The sequence below is a fragment of the Pseudomonas sp. LBUM1643 genome (genome assembly GCF_059716215.1).
On record NZ_CP166813.1, the window covers coordinates 124,323 to 148,714 of the forward strand.

Consider the following 24,392-nt stretch of genomic DNA (forward strand, 5'->3'; position numbering starts at 1 on the left):
CATCCCTCAGAAATGGACCAGCGTCATGCTGTCAGCAGCATAGGCCAACTGCGCGCGAGTATGCGGTGCGACGACGAAATCGTCACCGGGGTGATTCTCGCAAACGTGATGGCCGCCCGTTTCGGGCGGCCATTTCGTCAGCTATCAGCTGTTGTTGTGATCAACCTTGATGGTCGGATCGCTACCGGCAATCAGGTTGTGCAGGTTGGCGGTGGACCAGTTGTTACCTTCCAGTTTGATCGTCACATCAGGTGCTGCCGCAGCTCCGCTGGTATTGAACTTGCCAGCGGAACTGACCTCAAGGGACGAAACACCGCCCGCCGTGGTGATCTTCAGGAAGTTGTCGATGGTGCTGCCGGTTTCACCCTGCAGCAAATCACGCAGGTCGATGCGGTCACCTTCGGCAGCCTTGAAGTCTTTGATCACATCGGTACCGGTGTCGCCTGCTTTCCAGACGAACGTGTCGCCACCCAGACCGCCAATCAGCGTGTCGGTGCCCTTGCCACCCATGAGGATGTCATTGCCATCGCCACCGTCCAGCAGGTCGTTGCCGGTGCCGCCGAGCAGGATGTCATTGCCGGCATTGCCGTAGAGCTTATCGTCGCCACCCTGGCCGAAGATGATGTCGTTGCCGGCACCGCCGAGCAGCGTATCCGCCCCGTCGTTGGCGCCAGACACATCGAACACGTTGTAGTGCTCGGTGAGGTACTGATGCACGTTGCTGGTAGTCACCTTACTGGCGTCCACACCGGTCTGCTGGGCCACAAAGGCCTGCATGGCCTGGTAACCCTCGCCAGCAATACCATTGAAGCTCACCAGGTCGCCGAAGATAATGTCGTTGCCGTCACCGCCGTTGACCGTGTCGGCACCTGGCAACGTCGCCTCGGTGTGACCCAGAATCGCGTCCGCCAGTTTGCTCGGGTCGATGTTGGTTTGCGGCTTGCCATCGGAGTCGTAGGGCACAAGGTCTAAAAGCTTGATGTCACTGTTTATGCCAATCGCTTCCACCACCGGACTCAGCTTCACCAGCGCGTCGTAGGCGGCGTCGGACCTGCCGGCCACGTCATTGTAGTTATTGTCGGTGGCTTTACCGGTGCCACCCAGTGATGAGATCTCGTAAGTGCCATCGCCTTGTGCGTGCACGTACCCGACATTACTGGTGTCCCAGACAGTATTGCCCCACCAGTTCTTACTGGCTGTCTGCAGCGTTGCGTAGCCGTCGCTGTCGATAAACAGCTTGTGTGTAGAGTCGATGGTTTTGCTGAAGGTATCCCCCAGTTTGTAATTGGTCGTCGTGACCACATCATCGAGTTTCACGCTGCCATACAGCGTCGGGTTGACCTGTTCCGACTTCTGGTAATACGTCGGCTTGCCATCGGTGATGAAGTAGGTGAGGTTGGTTGCGCCGGTGTTGGCCAGCGCCTCGGCACTCTTGAAGAAGTTGGCCGTAGCCTTGAACACGTCCTCATAGTTGGTGCCGCCGACCGGAGACATCGAGTTCACGACCTCCCTGAGCAGCTCCAGGGCTTTAGGGTCATTCAGGTTGATCGAGATGGTCTTGTTGACCTGGGTGTCGAAGTCCGCGAGGAAGATATTCACGGTCCCCGAGGTATTGCTACCCAGGCTGTTCTTGAGGCTGGTGAACATGGCCATCAACGACGTCTTCGCGGCCGCCATCGAGTCTTCCATGCTGCCCGAACTGTCGACCATGAAGGCAATGTTGTAATTCTTGCCCTGAACCACGTTCAAGCCCGCCACGTCAGCGACAATAATGTCGTTGGCTTCGGTACCCGAGAAATTGTCGTTTCCGGAAGTCCCTACCGATGCGTTGTACACCGCAGGGTAAATAGTGACCGGAATTGTCGCCGTACTTGAAGCCGAACCACCCAGTAGCTCAGTCGAAGTCGACGTCACTGTCAGGTCGAACTTGCCGTTGTAGTAAGCCGGTGGTGTCAGGGTCAGGTTGGCCAGGTTCCAGCCAGTCACTGTCGCCGAGCCATCGGTACCCACCGTCCAGCTGTGACCCGCGTCGTCGCTCAGCACCATGCCTTTCGGGAAGCCGCTGATGGTCACGCTGAGGCTTTCCGAACCGTCGGTATCGGTCAGTGCGGTGGTGATTTTCGACAAATGTACACTGCCGTTTTCAGCACCTTCGTTGAGTTTGTAGCCCTCGTAATAACCTTCACCGTTGGTGCCATGCAGGTCGGAAACCGTCACGCCGGACGCGGCCAGATTGTCCACGCCGGTGTACAGCGGAATGCCGGCACTGCTCAGGTCGACAGCGGCTGCGCCGTTGATCGACAGGTTAACGTCGTAGCTGCCCGGGCCACTCTGGTTGTGGTGGTAGATGTCGATGGTGTAGTAGCCGCTGGTACCCGGGGTGAAGCCTGCTCCCGAGATACCGCCGCCTTTACCCCACAACGCACTGGCCACTTCTTTGCCGCCAATGGTCACCAGCAGACTGTCGTCAGCGCTGCCGCTGAAGGTGTAAGTCTTGCCAGCTTCCAGGTAGATCAGGCCGGAGGTTTTCGATGCGGTACCCGCAACGACATCACCACTGGACTGCACGTTGGTGGAGGTGCTGGTGCTGTTCGGATTTTTCGCCGCATCAATCACCGACTTCAAGATCGCAGTCGCTGCACCGCTACCGGTGCTACCGTCATAACCTGCATTCAGACCGGACAAACCTGTCCAGACTTCCTTGAGCAGACCTGTAGAAGTCACGGCATTGCTATCGACAGTCAGCGTAGGCTTGTCAGCCACCGGTGTGATGTCGACTTTCAGCGTTGCTTCGTTGCCCAGGTTGAAACCATCAGTAGGCTTGAACTTGATCTGCGCGTAGTCAGCCGCTTTGTTACCGACGCCAGTACCGCCGTAGCCATCAGCACCGGATTCGTTCGCGACCGGCACGAACTTCAGTTTGCCAGCGGTGATATCTGCCTGGCTGATGACCTGGCCTGCGGCAACTTTCACCCAGCCGGCCGCACCGTTGAACATCAGGTCGCCACGACCCGCGATGTCCGTGATGGTGATGCTCAGCGGGCTGTCGTTGTCGACATCGGTCGTTTTGAAGTTATTCCACGTCAGCACGACATCCGTGTCTTCGAGGCCGGTGACGCTGCCACTGACGGCTACCGGCGCATGGTCGTTATCAACAATGGTCGTGTTAACGCTGGCGTTGTTAGGGTCGACTGCGAGGTTCTCGAAAGTACCGCCGCTGACATTGCCGATGGTGATCACGAATTTCTCGGAACCTTCAACGTACTTGTCGTTGATGGTCGCGATGTCGAAATTCACACTGTTGCTGTTGGCCGGGATCTTGACCGTAGTCACACCCCTGAAGTCCGTGCCATCCGCCGCAGTACCGCTGTACGACAGCGTGACAGTGACTTCGGACTTGGCAGTATTGCTCAGCGTCAGTGTGTAGTGCGCCGTTTGGCCTTCAACGACCGATGTGTCGCCGGAGATACCAATAGTGACCTTGTCACCCTGGCCCGAAGACTCATCGGTGACGGTGGTGGTCAGCGTGGTTTTATCCAGCGTCAGCTGTTCAAACTTCGTGCTGCCGCCCGTGACGGTTTCAAGCTTGTTGACCAGGGTGGTTTGGCCGCCGGTGTACACGTCATCCACGGTGTTCACGACCAGCGTACCGCTGCTGGCGTTGGCCGCGACGCTGATGGTCTTGCCGTCGGTGAGCGTGAAGGTCATGGCGTCGTGGTTGTTGATCAGCAGGCCGTCTTTGTTGGTCAGGGTCACGGTGTAGGTGACCGCGCCGCCTTCGACGACGGTGGATTTGTCCACGGTCAGCTTGGCGATGACTTCGCTGGTGGTGTCGTTGATGGTTACCGACGCTGGGCCACCGATCACTGGGTTTTCCAGGGCTGCGCCATTCGACGTGGCGCCGGTAATGCTCAATTGTGCGGTGCCGCCGTCTTTGTAGACGTCGTCGCCTTGCGGGGCGAGGGTGTGGACCTTCTCGGTTTCACCTGCAGCAAAGACCACGGTCTTGCCGTTGCTCAAGGTCACAGTGACCGGTTGAAGCTGGGCTTTGTCGAGCTTGATGGTGAAGGCTGCACCCTGGTTTTCCAGTACTGGGCCATTGCCGGTGATGGTGATGCCGACGGCATCGCCTTGACCGGTTGGTTCGTCAGTCACGGTGGTTTGCACCGAGTTCTGACCCAGGGTCAGTTTCTCGTAGGTGTCTGCACCGGTGACCGTTTCCAGCTTGTTGACGATGGTCGGTTGACCACCGACTGCGATGTCGTCGGCGGCGAAAATCGTCTTCTGGCCAGTGACGCTGTTCGCTGGAACGGTAATCAACGTGCCATCGGTGAGCTTGAAAGTCAGCTCAGGATGGTTGGTCAAAGGCAGACCGGTGCTGGTGGTCAGGGTCACGGTGTAGGTGACCTGGCCGCCTTCAGCGACGGTGGTTTTATCTGCGGTCAGGGTCGCAAACACTTCGCTGGTGGTGTCGTTGATGGTTACCGACGCTGGGCCACCGATCACTGGGTTTTCCAGGGCTGCGCCATTCGACGTAGCGCCGGTAATGCTCAATTGCGCGGTGCCGCCGTCTTTGTAAACGTCGTCGCCTTGCGGGGCGAGGGTGTGGACCTTCTCGGTTTCACCTGCAGCAAAGACCACGGTCTTGCCGTTGCTCAAGGTCACAGTGACCGGTTGAAGCTGGGCTTTGTCGAGCTTGATGGTGAAGGCTGCACCCTGGTTTTCCAGTACTGGGCCATTGCCGGTGATGGTGATGCCGACGGCATCGCCTTGACCGGTTGGTTCGTCAGTCACGGTGGTTTGCACCGAGTTCTGACCCAGGGTCAGTTTCTCGTAGGTGTCTGCACCGGTGACCGTTTCCAGCTTGTTGACGATGGTCGGTTGACCACCGACTGCGATGTCGTCGGCGGCGAAAATCGTCTTCTGGCCAGTGACGCTGTTCGCCGGAACGGTAATCAATGTGCCATCGGTGAGCTTGAAAGTCAGCTCAGGATGGTTGGTCAGAGGCAGACCGGTGCTGGTGGTCAGGGTCACGGTGTAGGTGACCTGGCCGCCTTCAGCGACGGTGGTTTTATCCGCCGTCAGGGTCGCAAATACTTCGCTGGTGGTGTCGTTGATGGTTACCGACGCTGGGCCACCGATCACTGGATTTTCCAGGGCTGCGCCATTCGACGTGGCGCCGGTAATGCTCAATTGTGCGGTGCCGCCGTCTTTGTAGACGTCGTCGCCTTGCGGGGCGAGGGTGTGGACCTTCTCGGTTTCACCTGCAGCAAAGACCACGGTCTTGCCGTTGCTCAAGGTCACAGTGACCGGTTGAAGCTGGGCTTTGTCGAGCTTGATGGTGAACGCTGCACCCTGGTTTTCCAGTACTGGGCCATTGCCGGTGATGGTGATGCCGACGGCATCGCCTTGACCGGTTGGTTCGTCAGTCACGGTGGTTTGCACCGAGTTCTGACCCAGGGTCAGTTTCTCGTAGGTGTCTGCACCGGTGACCGTTTCCAGCTTGTTGACGATGGTCGGTTGACCACCGACTGCGATGTCGTCGGCGGCGAAAATCGTCTTCTGGCCAGTGACGCTGTTCGCCGGAACGGTAATCAATGTGCCATCGGTGAGCTTGAAAGTCAGCTCAGGATGGTTGGTCAGAGGCAGACCGGTGCTGGTGGTCAGGGTCACGGTGTAGGTGACCTGGCCGCCTTCAGCGACGGTGGTTTTATCCGCCGTCAGGGTCGCAAATACTTCGCTGGTGGTGTCGTTGATGGTTACCGACGCTGGGCCACCGATCACTGGATTTTCCAGGGCTGCGCCATTCGACGTGGCGCCGGTAATGCTCAATTGTGCGGTGCCGCCGTCTTTGTAGACGTCGTCGCCTTGCGGGGCGAGGGTGTGGACCTTCTCGGTTTCACCTGCAGCAAAGACCACGGTCTTGCCGTTGCTCAAGGTCACAGTGACCGGTTGAAGCTGGGCTTTGTCGAGCTTGATGGTGAACGCTGCACCCTGGTTTTCCAGTACTGGGCCATTGCCGGTGATGGTGATGCCGACGGCATCGCCTTGACCGGTTGGTTCGTCAGTCACAGTGGTTTGCACCGAGTTCTGACCCAGGGTCAGTTTCTCGTAGGTGTCTGCACCGGTGACCGTTTCCAGCTTGTTGACGATGGTCGGTTGACCACCAACTGCGATGTCGTCGGCGGCGAAAATCGTCTTCTGGCCAGTGACGCTGTTCGCTGGAACGGTAATCAACGTGCCATCGGTGAGCTTGAAAGTCAGCTCAGGATGGTTGGTCAGAGGCAGACCGGTGCTGGTGGTCAGGGTCACGGTGTAGGTGACCTGGCCGCCTTCAGCGACGGTGGTTTTATCCGCCGTCAGGGTCGCAAACACTTCGCTGGTGGTGTCGTTGATGGTTACCGTTGCTGGGCCACCGATCACTGGGTTTTCCAGGGCTGCGCCATTCGACGTGGCGCCGGTAATGCTCAATTGTGCGGTGCCGCCGTCTTTGTAGACGTCGTCGCCTTGCGGGGCGAGGGTGTGGACCTTCTCGGTTTCACCTGCAGCAAAGACCACGGTCTTGCCGTTGCTCAAGGTCACAGTGACCGGTTGAAGCTGGGCTTTGTCGAGCTTGATGGTGAAGGCTGCACCCTGGTTTTCCAGTACTGGGCCATTGCCGGTGATGGTGATGCCGACGGCATCGCCTTGACCGGTTGGTTCGTCAGTCACAGTGGTTTGCACCGAGTTCTGACCCAGGGTCAGTTTCTCGTAGGTGTCTGCACCGGTGACCGTTTCCAGCTTGTTGACGATGGTCGGTTGACCACCAACTGCGATGTCGTCGGCGGCGAAAATCGTCTTCTGGCCAGTAACGCTGTTCGCCGGAACGGTAATCAACGTGCCATCGGTGAGTTTGAAAGTCAGCTCAGGATGGTTGGTCAGAGGCAGACCGGTGTTGGTGGTCAGGGTCACGGTGTAGGTGATCTGGCCACCTTCCGCGACGGTGGTTTTATCCGCCGTCAGGGTCGCAACCACTTCACTCGGGGTGTCGCTAACGACTACCGAGCCCGGGTTGCCGATGACCAGATTTTCCAGCGCGGTGCCACCGGAGGTGACATTGCTAACGCCCAGCTCAACGGTTTCGCCGTCTTTGTAGACGTCATCACCTTGCGCGGTCAGCGAGTGCACTTTCGAGGTTTCGCCCGCGGCGAAAGTGATCGTCTGGCCGTTGCTCAACGTCACGGTCAACGGCACTGCTTGTGCCTTGTCCAGCGTGATGGTGAAGCTTGGCGCCTGGTTTTCCAGGACCGGACCGTTGCCCACGATGCTGATTGCGACTTTGTCGCCTTGGTTGTCGGTTGGCGTACCGGTACCCGGTTCGTCAGTGACCGTGGTTTCCAGCGAGTTCTGACCCAGGGTCAGTTGCTCGAAGTTGTCCGCACCGTCGACGCTTTCCAGTTTGTTAACGATGGTCGGCTGACCACCGACCAGCACGTCATCTGGCGCGGTGATGGTGAACGAACCACTGGCGGTGTTCGCTGGAACAGTAATGGTGGTGCCGTCAGTCAGGGTGAACGTCAGCTCACCGTGATTATTGATCGGCAGACCGGCCGCATTGGTCAGGGTCACGGTGTAGGTGATCTGGCCACCTTCCGCGACGGTGGTTTTATCCGCGGTCAGGGTTGCAACCACTTCACTCGGGGTGTCGCTAACGACTACCGAGCCCGGGTTGCCGATGACCAGATTTTCCAGCGCGGTGCCACCGGAGGTGACATTGCTAACGCCCAGCTCAACGGTTTCGCCGTCTTTGTAGACGTCATCACCTTGCGCGGTCAGCGAGTGCACTTTCGAGGTTTCGCCGGCAGCGAAGGTCACGGTCTGGCCGTTGCTCAACGTCACGGTCAACGGCACTGCTTGTGCCTTGTCCAGCGTGATGGTGAAGCTCGGTGCCTGATTTTCCAGGACCGGACCGTTGCCGACGATGCTGATGTTGACCGGATCACCTTGACCCGATGGCTCGTCGGTGACGGTGGTTTCCAGCGAGTTCTGACCCAGGGTCAGCTGCTCGAAGTTGTCAGCACCGTCGACGCTTTCCAGTTTGTTAACGATGGTTGGCTGACCACCGACCAGAACATCGTCTGGGGCAGTAATGGTGAACGAACCGGAAGTGCTGTTTGCAGGAATAGTGACAACCGTGCCGTCAGTCAGGGTGAACGTCAGCTCACCGTGATTATTGATCGGCAGGCCCGCCGCGTTGTTCAGGGTCACGGTGTAGGTGATCTGGCCACCTTCCGCGACGGTAGTTTTGTCCGCGGTCAGAGTCGCAACCACTTCGCTCGGGGTGTCGCTGACGACCACCGAGCCCGGGTTGCCGATGACCAGGTTTTCCAGCGCGGTACCGGCGGAGGTGACATGGCTAACGCCCAGCTCGACGGTCTCGCCGTCTTTGTAGACGTCATCGCCTTGCGCGGTCAGCGAGTGCACTTTCGAGGTTTCGCCGGCGGCGAAAGTGATGGTCTGGCCGTTGCTCAGGGTCACGGTCAGCGGAACTGACTGTGCTTTATCGAGCGTAATGGTGAAGCTTGGTGCCTGGTTTTCCAGGACCGGACCGTTGCCGACGATGCTGATGTTGACCGGATCACCTTGACCCGATGGTTCATCAGTCACAGTCGTTTCGAGTTGGCCTTGACCCAAGGTCAACTGCTCGAAGTTGTCCGCACCGTCGACGCTTTCCAGTTTGTTAACGATCGTCGGCTGACCACCTACAAGCACATCGTCTGGTGCGGTGATGGTGAACGAACCGGAAGTGCTGTTCGCGGCAACGGTGACAACCGTGCCGTCAGTCAGGGTGAACGTCAGCTCACCGTGGTTATTGATCGGCAAGCCCGCCGCGTTGGTCAGGGTCACGGTGTAGGTGATCTGGCCGCCTTCAGCCACGGTGGTTTTATCCGCGGTCAGAGTCGCAACCACTTCACTCGGGGTGTCGCTGACAACCACCGAGCCCGGGTTGCCGATGACCAGGTTTTCCAGCGCCGTGCCACCGGAGGTGACATTGCTAACGCCCAGCTCGACGGTCTCGCCGTCTTTGTAGACGTCATCACCTTGCGCGGCCAGCGAGTGCACTTTCGAAGTTTCGCCCGCGGCGAAGGTCACGGTCTGGCCGTTGCTCAACGTCACGGTCAGCGGCACGGCTTGTGCCTTGTCCAGCGTGATGGTGAAGCTTGGCGCCTGGTTTTCCAGGACTGGACCGTTGCCGACGATGCTGATAGCGACCTTGTCGCCCTGGTTATCGGTTGGCGTACCGGTACCCGGTTCGTCAGTGACCGTGGTTTCCAGCGAGTTCTGACCGAGGGTCAGCTGCTCGAAGTTGTCCGCACCGTCGACACTTTCCAGCTTGTTGACGATGGTCGGCTGACCACCGACCAGCACATCGTCTGGCGCGGTGATGGTGAATGAACCGGAAGTGCTGTTTGCTGGAACGGTCACAACCGTACCGTCAGTCAGGGTGAACGTCAGTTCACCGTGATTGTTGATCGGCAAGCCCGCCGCGTTGGTCAGGGTCACGGTGTAGGTGATCTGCCCGCCTTCCGCGACGGTGGTTTTGTCCGCCGTGAGGGTCGCAACCACTTCACTCGGGGTGTCGCTGACAACTACCGAGCCCGGGTTGCCGATGACCAGGTTTTCCAGCGCCGTGCCACCGGAGGTGACATTGCTAACGCCCAGCTCGACGGTCTCGCCGTCTTTGTAGACGTCATCACCTTGCGCGGCCAGCGAGTGCACTTTCGAAGTTTCGCCCGCGGCGAAGGTCACGGTCTGGCCGTTGCTCAACGTCACGGTCAGCGGCACGGCTTGTGCCTTGTCCAGCGTGATGGTGAAGCTTGGCGCCTGGTTTTCCAGGACCGGACCATTGCCAACGATGCTGATGTTGACCGGATCACCTTGGCCCGATGGTTCGTCAGTGACAGTGGTTTCCAGCGAGTTCTGACCGAGAGTCAGCTGCTCGAAGTTGTCCGCACCGTCGACACTTTCCAGCTTGTTAACGATAGTCGGTTGACCTCCGGCCAGCACATCGTCTGGCGCGGTGATGGTGAACGAACCTGAAGTACTGTTCGCCGCAACGGTGACAACCGTGCCGTCGGTCAGGGTGAACGTCAGCTCACCGTGATTATTAATCGGCAGACCGGCCGCATTGGTCAGGGTCACGGTGTAAGTGATTTGCCCGCCTTCCGCGACAGTAGTTTTGTCCGCGGTCAGGGTCGCAACCACTTCACTCGGGGTGTCGCTAACGACCACCGAGCCCGGGTTGCCGATGACCAGGTTTTCCAGCGCGGTGCCACCGGAGGTGACATTGCTAACGCCCAGCTCGACGGTCTCGCCGTCTTTGTAGACGTCATCACCTTGCGCGGTCAGCGAGTGCACTTTGGAGGTTTCGCCGGCGGCGAAGGTGATGGTCTGGCCGTTGCTCAAGGTCACGGTCAGCGGTACGGCTTGTGCCTTGTCCAACGTGATGGTGAAGCTTGGCGCCTGGTTTTCCAGGACCGGACCATTGCCAACGATGCTGATGTTGACCGGATCACCTTGGCCCGATGGTTCGTCAGTGACAGTGGTTTCCAGCGAGTTCTGACCGAGAGTCAGCTGCTCGAAGTTGTCCGCACCGTCGACACTTTCCAGCTTGTTAACGATAGTCGGTTGACCTCCGGCCAGCACATCGTCTGGCGCGGTGATGGTGAATGAGCCGGAAGTGCTGTTTGCTGGAACGGTGACAACCGTACCGTCAGTCAGGGTGAACGTCAGTTCACCGTGATTATTGATCGGCAAGCCCGCAGCGTTGGTCAGGGTCACGGTGTAGGTGATCTGGCCACCTTCAGCCACGGTGGTTTTGTCCGCGGTGAGGGTCGCAACCACTTCACTCGGGGTGTCGCTGACAACTACCGAGCCCGGGTTACCAATCACCAGGTTTTCCAGCGCGGTGCCACCCGACGTGACATTGCTAACGCCCAGCTCGACGGTTTCGCCGTCTTTGTAGACGTCATCACCTTGTGCGGTCAGCGAATGTACTTTCGAGGTTTCGCCGGCGGCGAAAGTGATCGTCTGGCCGTTGCTCAAGGTCACGGTCAACGGCACTGCTTGTGCCTTGTCCAGCGTGATGGTGAAGCTCGGTGTCTGGTTTTCCAGGACTGGACCATTACCGACGATGCTGATGTTGACCGGATCACCTTGACCCGATGGTTCATCAGTAACAGTCGTTTCCAGCGAGTTCTGACCCAAGGTCAGCTGCTCGAAGTTGTCCGCACCGGTTACCGATTCCAGCTTGTTAACGATGGTCGGCTGACCACCGGCAAGAACATCATCCGGGGCAGTAATGGTGAACGAACCCGATGCCGTGTTCGCCGGCACCTTGATCTGCGTGCCATCAGTCAGGGTGAACGTCAGCTCACCGTGATTATTAATCGGCAGACCGGCCGCATTGGTCAGGGTCACGGTGTAAGTGATTTGCCCGCCTTCCGCCACGGTGGTTTTGTCTGCGGTCAGGGTCGCAACCACTTCACTCGGGGTGTCGCTGACAACCACCGAGCCCGGGTTCCCAATCACCAGGTTTTCCAGCGCGGTGCCACCGGAGGTGACATTGCTAACGCCCAGCTCGACGGTTTCGCCGTCTTTGTAGACGTCATCGCCTTGCGCGGTCAGCGAGTGTACTTTCGAGGTTTCGCCGGCGGCGAAGGTCACAGTCTGGCCGTTGCTCAGGGTCACGGTCAGCGGCACCAATTGTGCCTTGTCCAGCGTGATGGTGAAGCTCGGCGCCTGATTCTCCAGAACCGGACCGTTGCCAACGATGGAGATAGCGACTTTGTCGCCTTGGTTATCGGTTGGCGTACCGGTACCCGGTTCGTCAGTAACCGTGGTTTCCAGCGAGTTCTGACCCAAGGTCAGCTGCTCGAAGTTGTCCGCACCGTCGACACTTTCCAGCTTGTTGACGATGGTTGGCTGACCACCGACCAGAACATCGTCTGGCGCGGTGATGGTGAACGAACCGGAAGCCGTGTTCGCGGGCACCTTGATCTGCGTGCCGTCAGTCAGGGTGAACGTCAGTTCACCGTGATTATTGATCGGCAGACCGGCGGCGTTGGTCAGGGTCACGGTGTAGGTGATCTGGCCGCCTTCAGCGACGGTGGTTTTGTCCGCCGTGAGGGTCGCAACCACTTCACTCGGGGTGTCGCTGACAACCACCGAGCCCGGGTTACCAATCACCAGGTTTTCCAGCGACGTGCCACCGGAGGTGACATTGCTAACGCCCAGCTCAACGGTTTCGCCGTCTTTGTAGACGTCATCACCTTGCGCAGTCAGCGAGTGGACTTTCGAGGTTTCGCCCGCGGCGAAGGTCACGGTCTGGCCGTTGCTCAGGGTCACGGTCAACGGCACTGCTTGTGTCTTGTCCAGCGTGATGGTGAAGCTCGGTGCCTGATTTTCCAGGACCGGACCATTGCCAACGATGCTGATGTTGACCGGATCACCTTGGCCCGATGGCTCGTCGGTGACGGTGGTTTCCAGCGAGTTCTGACCGAGGGTCAGCTGCTCGAAGTTGTCCGCACCGTCGACACTTTCCAGCTTGTTAACGATAGTCGGTTGACCACCGGCCAGCACATCGTCTGGCGCGGTGATGGTGAATGAGCCGGAAGTGCTGTTTGCTGGAACGGTGACAACCGTGCCGTCAGTCAGGGTGAACGTCAGTTCACCATGATTGTTGATCGGCAGACCGGCCGCGTTGGTCAGGGTCACGGTGTAGGTGATCTGCCCGCCTTCCGCGACAGTAGTTTTGTCCGCGGTGAGGGTTGCAACCACTTCACTAGGGGTGTCGCTAACGACCACCGAACCCGGGTTACCAATCACCAGGTTTTCCAGCGCGGTGCCACCGGACGTGACATTGCTAACGCCCAGCTCAACGGTTTCGCCGTCTTTATAGACGTCATCACCTTGCGCGGTCAGCGAGTGCACTTTGGAGGTTTCGCCGGCGGCGAAGGTGATGGTCTGGCCGTTGCTCAACGTCACGGTCAGCGGCACCAACTGTGCCTTGTCCAGCGTGATGGTGAAGCTCGGCGCTTGGTTTTCCAGGACCGGACCATTGCCAACGATGCTGATGTTGACCGGATCACCTTGGCCCGATGGCTCGTCGGTGACGGTGGTTTCCAGCGAGTTCTGACCGAGGGTCAGCTGCTCGAAGTTGTCCGCACCGTCGACACTTTCCAGCTTGTTAACGATAGTCGGTTGACCACCGGCCAGCACATCGTCTGGCGCGATGATGGTGAATGAGCCGGAAGTGCTGTTTGCTGGAACGGTGACAACCGTGCCGTCAGTCAGGGTGAACGTCAGTTCACCGTGATTGTTGATCGGCAGGCCCGCCGCGTTGGTCAGGGTCACGGTGTAGGTGATCTGGCCGCCTTCAGCCACGGTGGTTTTGTCCGCCGTGAGGGTCGCAACCACTTCACTCGGGGTGTCACTGACAACCACCGAGCCCGGGTTACCAATCACCAGGTTTTCCAGCGCAGTGCCACCGGAGGTGACATTGCTAACGCCCAGCTCAACGGTTTCGCCGTCTTTGTAGACGTCATCACCTTGTGCGGTCAGCGAATGTACTTTCGAGGTTTCGCCGGCGGCGAAAGTGATCGTCTGGCCGTTGCTCAAGGTCACGGTCAACGGCACTGCTTGTGCCTTGTCCAGCGTGATGGTGAAGCTCGGTGTCTGGTTTTCCAGGACTGGACCATTACCGACGATGCTGATGTTGACCGGATCACCTTGACCCGATGGTTCATCAGTAACAGTCGTTTCCAGCGAGTTCTGACCCAAGGTCAGCTGCTCGAAGTTGTCCGCACCGGTTACCGATTCCAGCTTGTTAACGATGGTCGGCTGACCACCGGCAAGAACATCATCCGGGGCAGTAATGGTGAACGAACCCGATGCCGTGTTCGCCGGCACCTTGATCTGCGTGCCATCAGTCAGGGTGAACGTCAGCTCACCGTGATTATTAATCGGCAGACCGGCCGCATTGGTCAGGGTCACGGTGTAAGTGATTTGCCCGCCTTCCGCCACGGTGGTTTTGTCTGCGGTCAGGGTCGCAACCACTTCACTCGGGGTGTCGCTGACAACCACCGAGCCCGGGTTCCCAATCACCAGGTTTTCCAGCGCGGTGCCACCGGAGGTGACATTGCTAACGCCCAGCTCGACGGTTTCGCCGTCTTTGTAGACGTCATCGCCTTGCGCGGTCAGCGAGTGTACTTTCGAGGTTTCGCCGGCGGCGAAGGTCACAGTCTGGCCGTTGCTCAGGGTCACGGTCAGCGGCACCAATTGTGCCTTGTCCAGCGTGATGGTGAAGCTCGGCGCCTGATTCTCCAGAACCGGACCGTTGCCAACGATGGAGATAGCGACTTTGTCGCCTTGGTTATCGGTTGGCGTACCGGTACCCGGTTCGTCAGTAACCGTGGTTTCCAGCGAGTTCTGACCCAAGGTCAGCTGCTCGAAGTTGTCCGCACCGTCGACACTTTCCAGCTTGTTGACGATGGTTGGCTGACCACCGACCAGAACATCGTCTGGCGCGGTGATGGTGAACGAACCGGAAGCCGTGTTCGCGGGCACCTTGATCTGCGTGCCGTCAGTCAGGGTGAACGTCAGTTCACCGTGATTATTGATCGGCAGACCGGCGGCGTTGGTCAGGGTCACGGTGTAGGTGATCTGGCCGCCTTCAGCGACGGTGGTTTTGTCCGCCGTGAGGGTCGCAACCACTTCACTCGGGGTGTCGCTGACAACCACCGAGCCCGGGTTACCAATCACCAGGTTTTCCAGCGACGTGCCACCGGAGGTGACATTGCTAACGCCCAGCTCAACGGTTTCGCCGTCTTTGTAGACGTCATCACCTTGCGCAGTCAGCGAGTGGACTTTCGAGGTTTCGCCCGCGGCGAAGGTCACGGTCTGGCCGTTGCTCAGGGTCACGGTCAACGGCACTGCTTGTGTCTTGTCCAGCGTGATGGTGAAGCTCGGTGCCTGATTTTCCAGGACCGGACCATTGCCAACGATGCTGATGTTGACCGGATCACCTTGGCCCGATGGCTCGTCGGTGACGGTGGTTTCCAGCGAGTTCTGACCGAGGGTCAGCTGCTCGAAGTTGTCCGCACCGTCGACACTTTCCAGCTTGTTAACGATAGTCGGTTGACCACCGGCCAGCACATCGTCTGGCGCGGTGATGGTGAATGAGCCGGAAGTGCTGTTTGCTGGAACGGTGACAACCGTGCCGTCAGTCAGGGTGAACGTCAGTTCACCATGATTGTTGATCGGCAGACCGGCCGCGTTGGTCAGGGTCACGGTGTAGGTGATCTGCCCGCCTTCCGCGACAGTAGTTTTGTCCGCGGTGAGGGTTGCAACCACTTCACTAGGGGTGTCGCTAACGACCACCGAACCCGGGTTACCAATCACCAGGTTTTCCAGCGCGGTGCCACCGGACGTGACATTGCTAACGCCCAGCTCAACGGTTTCGCCGTCTTTATAGACGTCATCACCTTGCGCGGTCAGCGAGTGCACTTTGGAGGTTTCGCCGGCGGCGAAGGTGATGGTCTGGCCGTTGCTCAACGTCACGGTCAGCGGCACCAACTGTGCCTTGTCCAGCGTGATGGTGAAGCTCGGCGCTTGGTTTTCCAGGACCGGACCATTGCCAACGATGCTGATGTTGACCGGATCACCTTGGCCCGATGGCTCGTCGGTGACGGTGGTTTCCAGCGAGTTCTGACCGAGGGTCAGCTGCTCGAAGTTGTCCGCACCGTCGACACTTTCCAGCTTGTTAACGATAGTCGGTTGACCACCGGCCAGCACATCGTCTGGCGCGATGATGGTGAATGAGCCGGAAGTGCTGTTTGCTGGAACGGTGACAACCGTGCCGTCAGTCAGGGTGAACGTCAGTTCACCGTGATTGTTGATCGGCAGGCCCGCCGCGTTGGTCAGGGTCACGGTGTAGGTGATCTGGCCGCCTTCAGCCACGGTGGTTTTGTCCGCCGTGAGGGTCGCAACCACTTCACTCGGGGTGTCACTGACAACCACCGAGCCCGGGTTACCAATCACCAGGTTTTCCAGCGCAGTGCCACCGGAGGTGACATTGCTAACGCCCAGCTCAACGGTTTCGCCGTCTTTGTAGACGTCATCACCTTGCGCAGTCAGCGAGTGCACTTTCGAAGTTTCGCCGGCGGTGAAAGTGATGGTCTGGCCGTTGCTCAAGGTCACGGTCAGTGGCACCAATTGTGCCTTGTCCAGCGTGATGGTGAAGCTAGGCGCCTGGTTTTCCAGGGCCGGACCGTTGCCGACGATGCTGATGTTGACCGGATCACCTTGCCCCGATGGTTCATCAGTAACAGTCGTTTCCAGCGAGTTTTGACCCAAGGTCAGCTGCTCGAAGTTGTCCGCACCGGTTACCGATTCCAGCTTGTTGACGATGGTCGGCTGACCGCCGACCAGAACATCGTCTGGCGCGGTGATGGTGAACGAGCCCGAAGTGCTGTTTGCTGGAACGGTGACAACCGTCCCGTCAGTCAGGGTGAACGACAGTTCACCGTGATTATTAATCGGCAAACCGGCGGCGTTGGTCAGGGTCACGGTGTAGGTGATCTGGCCGCCTTCGGCGACAGTAGTTTTGTCCGCGGTCAGGGTCGCAACCACTTCACTCGGGGTGTCGCTGACAACCACCGAGCCCGGGTTACCAATCACCAGGTTTTCCAGCGACGTGCCACCGGAGGTGACATTGCTAACGCCCAGCTCAACGGTTTCGCCGTCTTTGTAGACGTCATCACCTTGCGCAGTCAGCGAGTGGACTTTCGAGGTTTCGCCCGCGGCGAAGGTCACGGTCTGGCCGTTGCTCAGGGTCACGGTCAACGGCACTGCTTGTGTCTTGTCCAGCGTGATGGTGAAGCTCGGTGCCTGATTTTCCAGGACCGGACCATTGCCAACGATGCTGATGTTGACCGGATCACCTTGGCCCGATGGCTCGTCGGTGACGGTGGTTTCCAGCGAGTTCTGACCGAGGGTCAGCTGCTCGAAGTTGTCCGCACCGTCGACACTTTCCAGCTTGTTAACGATAGTCGGTTGACCACCGGCCAGCACATCGTCTGGCGCGGTGATGGTGAATGAGCCGGAAGTGCTGTTTGCTGGAACGGTGACAACCGTGCCGTCAGTCAGGGTGAACGTCAGTTCACCATGATTGTTGATCGGCAGACCGGCCGCGTTGGTCAGGGTCACGGTGTAGGTGATCTGCCCGCCTTCCGCGACAGTAGTTTTGTCCGCGGTGAGGGTTGCAACCACTTCACTAGGGGTGTCGCTAACGACCACCGAACCCGGGTTACCAATCACCAGGTTTTCCAGCGCGGTACCGGCGGAGGTGACACCACTGATGCCCAGATCAACGGTTTCGCCGTCTTTGTAGACGTCATCGCCTTGCGCGGTGAGCGAGTGCACTTTGGAGGTTTCGCCGGCGGCGAAGGTGATGGTCTGGCCGTTGCTCAACGTTACGGTCAGCGGCACTAACTGTGCCTTGTCCAACGTGATGGTGAAGCTTGGCGCCTGGTTTTCCAGGACTGGGCCATTACCGACGATGCTGATAGCGACTTTGTCGCCTTGGTTGTCAGTTGGCGTGCCCGAACCTGGTTCGTCAGTGACCGTGGTTTCCAGCGAGTTCTGACCCAGGGTCAGCTGCTCGAAGTTGTCCGCACCGGTTACCGATTCCAGCTTGTTAACGATGGTTGGCTGACCACCGACCAGAACATCGTCTGGCGCGGTGATGGTGAACGAACCGGAAGCCGTGTTCGCGGGCACCTTGATCTGCGTGCCGTCAGTCAGGGTGAACGTCAGTTCACCGTGATTATTGATCGGCAGACCGGCGGCGTTGGTCAGGGTCACGGTGTAGGTGATCTGGCCGCCTTCAGCGACGGTGGTTTTATCCGCCGTCAGGGTCGCAACCACTTCACTCGGGGTGTCGCTAACGACAACCGAACCTGGATTACCGATGACCAGGTTTTCCAGCGCGGTGCCACCCGAAGTCACATTGCTGATGCCCAGCTCGACGGTTTCGCCGTCTTTGTAGACGTCGTCACCTTGCGCGGCCAGCGAGTGCACTTTCGAAGTTTCGCCCGCGGCGAAGGTCACGGTCTGGCCGTTGCTCAACGTCACGGTCAGCGGCACGGCTTGTGCCTTGTCCAGCGTGATGGTGAAGCTTGGCGCCTGGTTTTCCAGGACCGGACCATTGCCAACGATGCTGATGTTGACCGGATCACCTTGGCCCGATGGTTCGTCAGTGACAGTGGTTTCCAGCGAGTTCTGACCGAGAGTCAGCTGCTCGAAGTTGTCCGCACCGTCGACACTTTCCAGCTTGTTAACGATAGTCGGTTGACCTCCGGCCAGCACATCGTCTGGCGCGGTGATGGTGAACGAACCCGATGCCGTATTGGCAGGAACAGTAATGGTGGTGCCGTCAGTCAGGGTGAACGTCAGTTCACCGTGATTATTGATCGGCAAGCCCGCCGCGTTGGTCAGGGTCACGGTGTAGGTGATCTGGCCACCTTCAGCCACGGTGGTTTTGTCCGCGGTCAGGGTTGCAACCACTTCACTCGGGGTGTCGCTGACGACCACCGAGCCTGGGTTGCCGATGACCAGGTTTTCCAGTGCGGTGCCACCGGAGGTGACGTTGCTAACGCCCAGCTCAACGGTCTCGCCGTCTTTGTAGACGTCATCACCTTGTGCGGTCAGCGAATGTACTTTCGAGGTTTCGCCGGCGGCGAAGGTCACGGTCTGACCGTTGCTCAGGGACACGGTAAGCGGCACCAATTGTGCCTTGTCCAGCGTGATGGTGAAGCTCGGTGCCTGGTTTTCCAGGACTGGGCCATTACCGACGATGCTGATAGCGACTTTGTCGCCCTGGTTATCGGTTGGCGTACCGGTACCTGGTTCGTCGGTGACGGTGGTTTCCAGCGAGTTCTGACCGAGGGTCAGCTGCTCGAAGTTGTCCGCACCGTCGACACTTTCCAGCTTGTTAACGATAGTCGGTTGACCACCGGCCAGCACATCGTCTGGCGCGGTGATGGTGAATGAGCCGGAAGTGCTGTTTGCTGGAACGGTGACAACCGTGCCGTCAGTCAGGGTGAACGTCAGTTCACCATGATTATTGATCGGCAGACCCGCAGCGTTGGTCAGGGTCACGGTGTAAGTGATCTGGCCGCCTTCAGCGACGGTGGTTTTATCCGCCGTCAGGGTCGCAACCACTTCGCTCGGGGTGTCGCTAACGATCACCGAACCTGGGTTACCAATCACCAGGTTTTCCAGCGCGGTACCGGCGGAGGTGACATTGCTAACGCCCAGCTCGACGGTCTCGCCATCTTTATAGACGTCATCACCTTGCGCGGTCAGCGAGTGCACTTTCGAGGTTTCGCCGGCGGCGAAGGTGATGGTCTGGCCGTTACTCAACGTCACGGTCAGCGGCACCGACTGTGCCTTATCGAGCGTAATGGTGAAGCTCGGGGCCTGGTTTTCCAGGACCGGACCGTTACCAACGATGGAGATAGCGACTTTGTCGCCTTGGTTATCGGTTGGTGTGCCGGTACCCGGTTCGTCAGTGACGATGGTTTCCAACGAATTCTGACCCAGGGTCAGTTGCTCAAAGTTGTCCGCCCCAGTCACCGATTCCAGCTTGTTAACGATAGTCGGTTGACCACCGGCCAGCACATCGTCTGGCGCGGTGATGGTGAATGAGCCGGAAGTGCTGTTTGCTGGAACGGTGACAACCGTGCCGTCAGTCAGGGTGAACGTCAGTTCACCATGATTATTGATCGGCAGACCCGCAGCGTTGGTCAGGGTCACGGTGTAGGTGATCTGGCCGCCTTCGGCGACAGTAGTTTTGTCCGCCGTCAGGGTCGCAACCACTTCGCTGATCGTATCGCCGACAACCACAGTCGCCGGATTACCCAGGACCAGATTCTCCAGCGCCTTGCCATCGGCAGTCGCGCCGCTAACGCCCAGCTCAACGCTGCTGCCGTCTTTATAAACGTCATCGCCTTGGGCAGGCAGGGCATAAGTGGTCTGCAACGCACCCGCAGCGATGACCACGGTCTGGCCATTGCTCAAGGTCACGGTCAGGTCGTGATCAAGTTTTTGATCGACCTTGATAGTGAAGGTCGGTGCTGCGTTTTCCAGCACGTCGCCAGCGCTTTCGATGGTGACGGTGACCTTGTCGCCTTCACCAGCCGGTTGATCAGTGACGGTGGTGGTCAGGGTCTGCTGATCGAGCGTCAGCTGTTCAAACTTCTCGCCGCCGGTCACGGACTCCAGCTTATTTGCCAGAGAAGGCTGGCCGCCAGTGAATATGTCGTTGACCGTTGTGATGGTGGCCGAGCCGCTGGTGCCGTTCGCCGGAACCGTGATGGTCGTGCCATCGGTGAGCTTGAAGGTCAGCTCGCCGTGGTTGTTGATCGGAAGGCCTGCAGGGTTGGTCAGGGTCACGGTGTAGGTGACCTGGCCACCCTCAACGACCGACGTCTTGTCGACGGTCAGTGTCGCGATCACTTCGCTGGTGGTATCGCCAATGGTCACTTCGGCTTCTTTGCCAATCACCAGATTCTCGAAGGATTTACCTTCTACCACTGCATCCGTGATGCCCAGCTTGATGGTCTCGCCATCTTTGTAAACGTCGTCGCCCTGAGCAGGCAGCGTGTAAGTGGTTTCTGTAGCACCTGCCGCGATGGTTACCGTCTGGCCGTTGCTCAACGTTACCGTCAGATCGTGATCGAGTTTCTGATCAACCTTGATGGTGAAGGTCGGTGCTGCGTTTTCCAGTACGTTGCCAGCGCTTTCGATGGTCACGGTGACCGTATCGATGCGGTCGGTAATGGTCGTAACAGCAGGCGTGGTGCTTGGCACCAGGTTCTCAAAGTTGCCGCCAGTCACGCCGGTGATTGTGGTGCTGACGGTGCTGCCGTTTACATAAACGTCATTCGCTGGAGTCTCGACCACGACAGTGCCAGTGGTCTGGCCAGCGCCAATGGTAATGACCGAGCCATTGCTCAAGGTCACAGTCACCGGAGTGCCAGCAGGGTTGGTCAGGGTCGAGGTGTAGGTGATCGGACCGCCTTCAACCACAGTACCGGTCGAGGTCAGGGTCAGGCCGGTCGTGTCCTGCGAATCGGTGATGGTCGTAACAGCAGGCGTGGTGCTCGGCACCAGATTTTCAAAGTTGCCGCCAGTCGCGCCGGTGATTGTGGTGCTGACGGTGCTGCCGTTTACATAAACGTCATTCGCTGGAGTCTCGACCACGACAGTGCCGGTGGTCTGGCCAGCGTCGATGGTGATGACCGAGCCGTTGCTCAAGGTCACAGTCACCGGCGTGCCGGCAGGGTTGGTCAGGGTCGCGGTGTAGGTGATTGGACCGCCTTCAACCACAGTACCGGTCGAGGTCAGGGTCAGGCCGGTCGTGTCCTGCGAATCGGTGATGGTTGTAACTGCAGGCGTGGTGCTCGGCACCAGATTTTCAAAGTTGCCGCCAGTCGCACCGGTGATTGTGGTGCTGACGGTGCTGCCGTTTACATAAACGTCATTCGCCGGCGTCTCGACCACGACAGTGCCGGTGGTCTGGCCAGCGCCGATGGTGATGACCGAGCCGTTGCTCAAGGTCACAGTCACCGGCGTGCCGGCAGGGTTGGTCAGGGTCGCGGTGTAGGTGATCGGACCGCCTTCAACCACAGTACCGGTCGAGGTCAGGGTCAGGCCGGTCGTGTCCTGCGAATCGGTAATGGTCGTAACAGCAGGCGTGGTGCTCGGCACCAGGTTTTCAAAGTTGCCGCCCGTTGCGCCGGTGATTGTGGTGCTGACAGTGCTGCCGTTCACATAAACGTCATTGGCCGGCGTCTCGACCACGACGGTGCCGGTGGTCTGGCCAGCGCCGATGGTGATGACCGAGCCGTTGCTCAAGGTCACGGTCACCGGAGTGCCGGCAGGGTTGGTCAAAGTCGCGGTGTAGGTGATCGGTCCGCCTTCAACCACAGTACCGGTCGAGGTCAGGGTCAGGCCGGTCGTGTCCTGCGAATCGGTGATGGTTGTAACTGCAGGCGTGGTGCTCGGCACCAGATTTTCAAAATTGCCGCCAGTCGCACCAGTGATCGTGGTGCTGACGGTGCTGCCGTTTACATAAACGTCATTCGCTGGAGTATTGACCACGACGGTGCCGGTGGTCTGGCCAGCGCCGATGGTGATGACCGAGCCGTTGCTCAAGGTCACAGTCACCGGCGTGCCGGCAGGGTTGGTCAGGGTCGCGGTGTAGGTGATCGGTCCGCCTTCAACCACAGTACCGGTCGAGGTCAGGGTCAGGCCGGTCGTGTCCTGCGAATCGGTGATGGTTGTAACTGCAGGCGTGGTGCTCGGCACCAGATTTTCAAAGTTGCCGCCAGTCGCACCGGTGATCGTGGTGCTGACGGTGCTGCCGTTTACATAAACGTCATTCGCCGGGGTCTCGACCACGACTGTGCCAGTGGTCTGGCCAGCGCCAATGGTAATGACCGAGCCGTTGCTCAAGGTCACGGTCACCGGAGTGCCAGCAGGGTTGGTCAAAGTCGCGGTGTAGGTGATCGGACCGCCTTCAACCACAGTCCCGGTCGAAGTAAGGGTCAGGCCGGTCGTGTCCTGCGAATCGGTAATGGTCGTAACAGCGGGCGTGGTGCTCGGCACCAGGTTTTCAAAGTTGCCGCCCGTTGCGCCGGTGATTGTGGTGCTAACGGTGCTGCCGTTTACATAAACGTCATTCGCTGGAGTATCGACCACGACTGTCCCGGTGGTCTGGCCAGCACCGATGGTGATGACCGAGCCATTGCTCAAGGTCACAGTCACCGGAGTGCCAGCAGGGTTGGTCAAAGTCGCGGTGTAAGTGATCGGACCGCCTTCAACCACAGTCCCGGTCGAAGTAAGGGTCAGGCCGGTCGTGTCCTGCGAATCGGTAATGGTCGTAACAGCAGGCGTGGTGCTCGGCACCAGGTTCTCAAAGTTGCCGCCAGTAGCACCGGTGATCGTGGTGCTGACGGTGCTGCCATTCACATAAACATCATTCGCCGGCGTCTCGACCACGACAGTGCCAGTGGTCTGGCCAGCGCCAATGGTAATGACCGAGCCGTTGCTCAAGGTCACGGTCACCGGAGTGCCAGCAGGGTTGGTCAAAGTCGCGGTGTAGGTGATTGGACCGCCTTCAACCACAGTACCGGTCGAGGTCAGGGTCAGGCCGGTCGTGTCCTGCGAATCGGTGATCGTGGTGACCGCTGGCGTGGTGCTCGGCACCAGGTTTTCAAAATTGCCGCCAGTCGCACCAGTGATCGTGGTGCTGACGGTGCTGCCGTTTACATAAACGTCATTCGCCGGCGTATCGACCACGACAGTGCCGGTGGTCTGCCCAGCGCCGATGGTGATGACCGAGCCATTGCTCAAGGTCACGGTCACCGGCGTCTGGGCCGGGTTGGTCAGGGACGCGGTGTAGGTGATCGGGCCGCCTTCAACAACAGTCGGGCCGGCGGTCAGCGTGACGGTAGTGGTATCGACGGTGTCAGTGACCTGGGTCACGGCTGGAGTGGTCGGAGGGACCACTGTCATCCCGCCGCCGGTAGTGCCGGTGACGGTGACTTCGATTTGGCTCGGGTCGTTATAAACAGTGTCGTTGGGCGCGAGTGGCACATTCACGGTGCCAGTGGTCTGGCCCGCAGCAACGACGATGACCGCGCCATTGGACAGCGTAATGGTCAGGTCACTCAGAGGCGCCTGGCTCAGGTTCGCGGTGTAGACCAGTACGCCGCCGGCCTCGGTAATGGTCGGGGTCGCGCTAAGGCTCAGCGTCGAGGTGAGAGGGGCGTCGACAATCGCGTTGTTGTTAGTGTTCTGGGTGTTAACGGTTTCCAGCGTGGTCAGGGGCACAGCGCCGAAACCCGCGGTTGGGAAGCCAACGGTCGGGTCGACCCGGCCAGCCGTTGCATCGAGCATCACGAAGCTATGACCACCGCCCGCTGCGCCGCCCTGTCCTGAGGCTGTCGGGCCGGCTGCGGTGGCTTCGAGGTCTTTAGTCGGGTCAGCGCCGGCAACGATGGCCTGCTGCAGTTCTTCAACCGATGGCGCTGCTTGTGCGGTGGCTTCTGCCAGGTCGGTGCTGGAGTCTGGAGCGCTGCCGCTCCACTGAGTGTCGCGGCCCAGGTCCAGGGTCCGGCCGTCGGCCAGTTCGAGCGTGACAGCGCCAGCCACTCCTGTGTCTACCTGGTCGCCAACAAACAGCCGGTCGCCTTCAACGAGTACACGACGGATGCCCTCTGGGGACACCACGAAAACTTGACCAACAATGCTTTTGACGATGGCAACAACACTGCTCATTGAAG

General features: G+C 59.2%; 1 protein-coding gene. It reads right to left on the reverse strand.

The window, feature by feature from the left end:
- Positions 1–144: 144 nt before the first annotated feature.
- Positions 145–24,387, reverse strand: coding sequence for a retention module-containing protein (locus tag ACA063_RS00610; protein WP_497664392.1), 24,243 nt, complete (start codon positions 24,385–24,387; stop codon positions 145–147).
- Positions 24,388–24,392 lie beyond the last annotated feature (5 nt).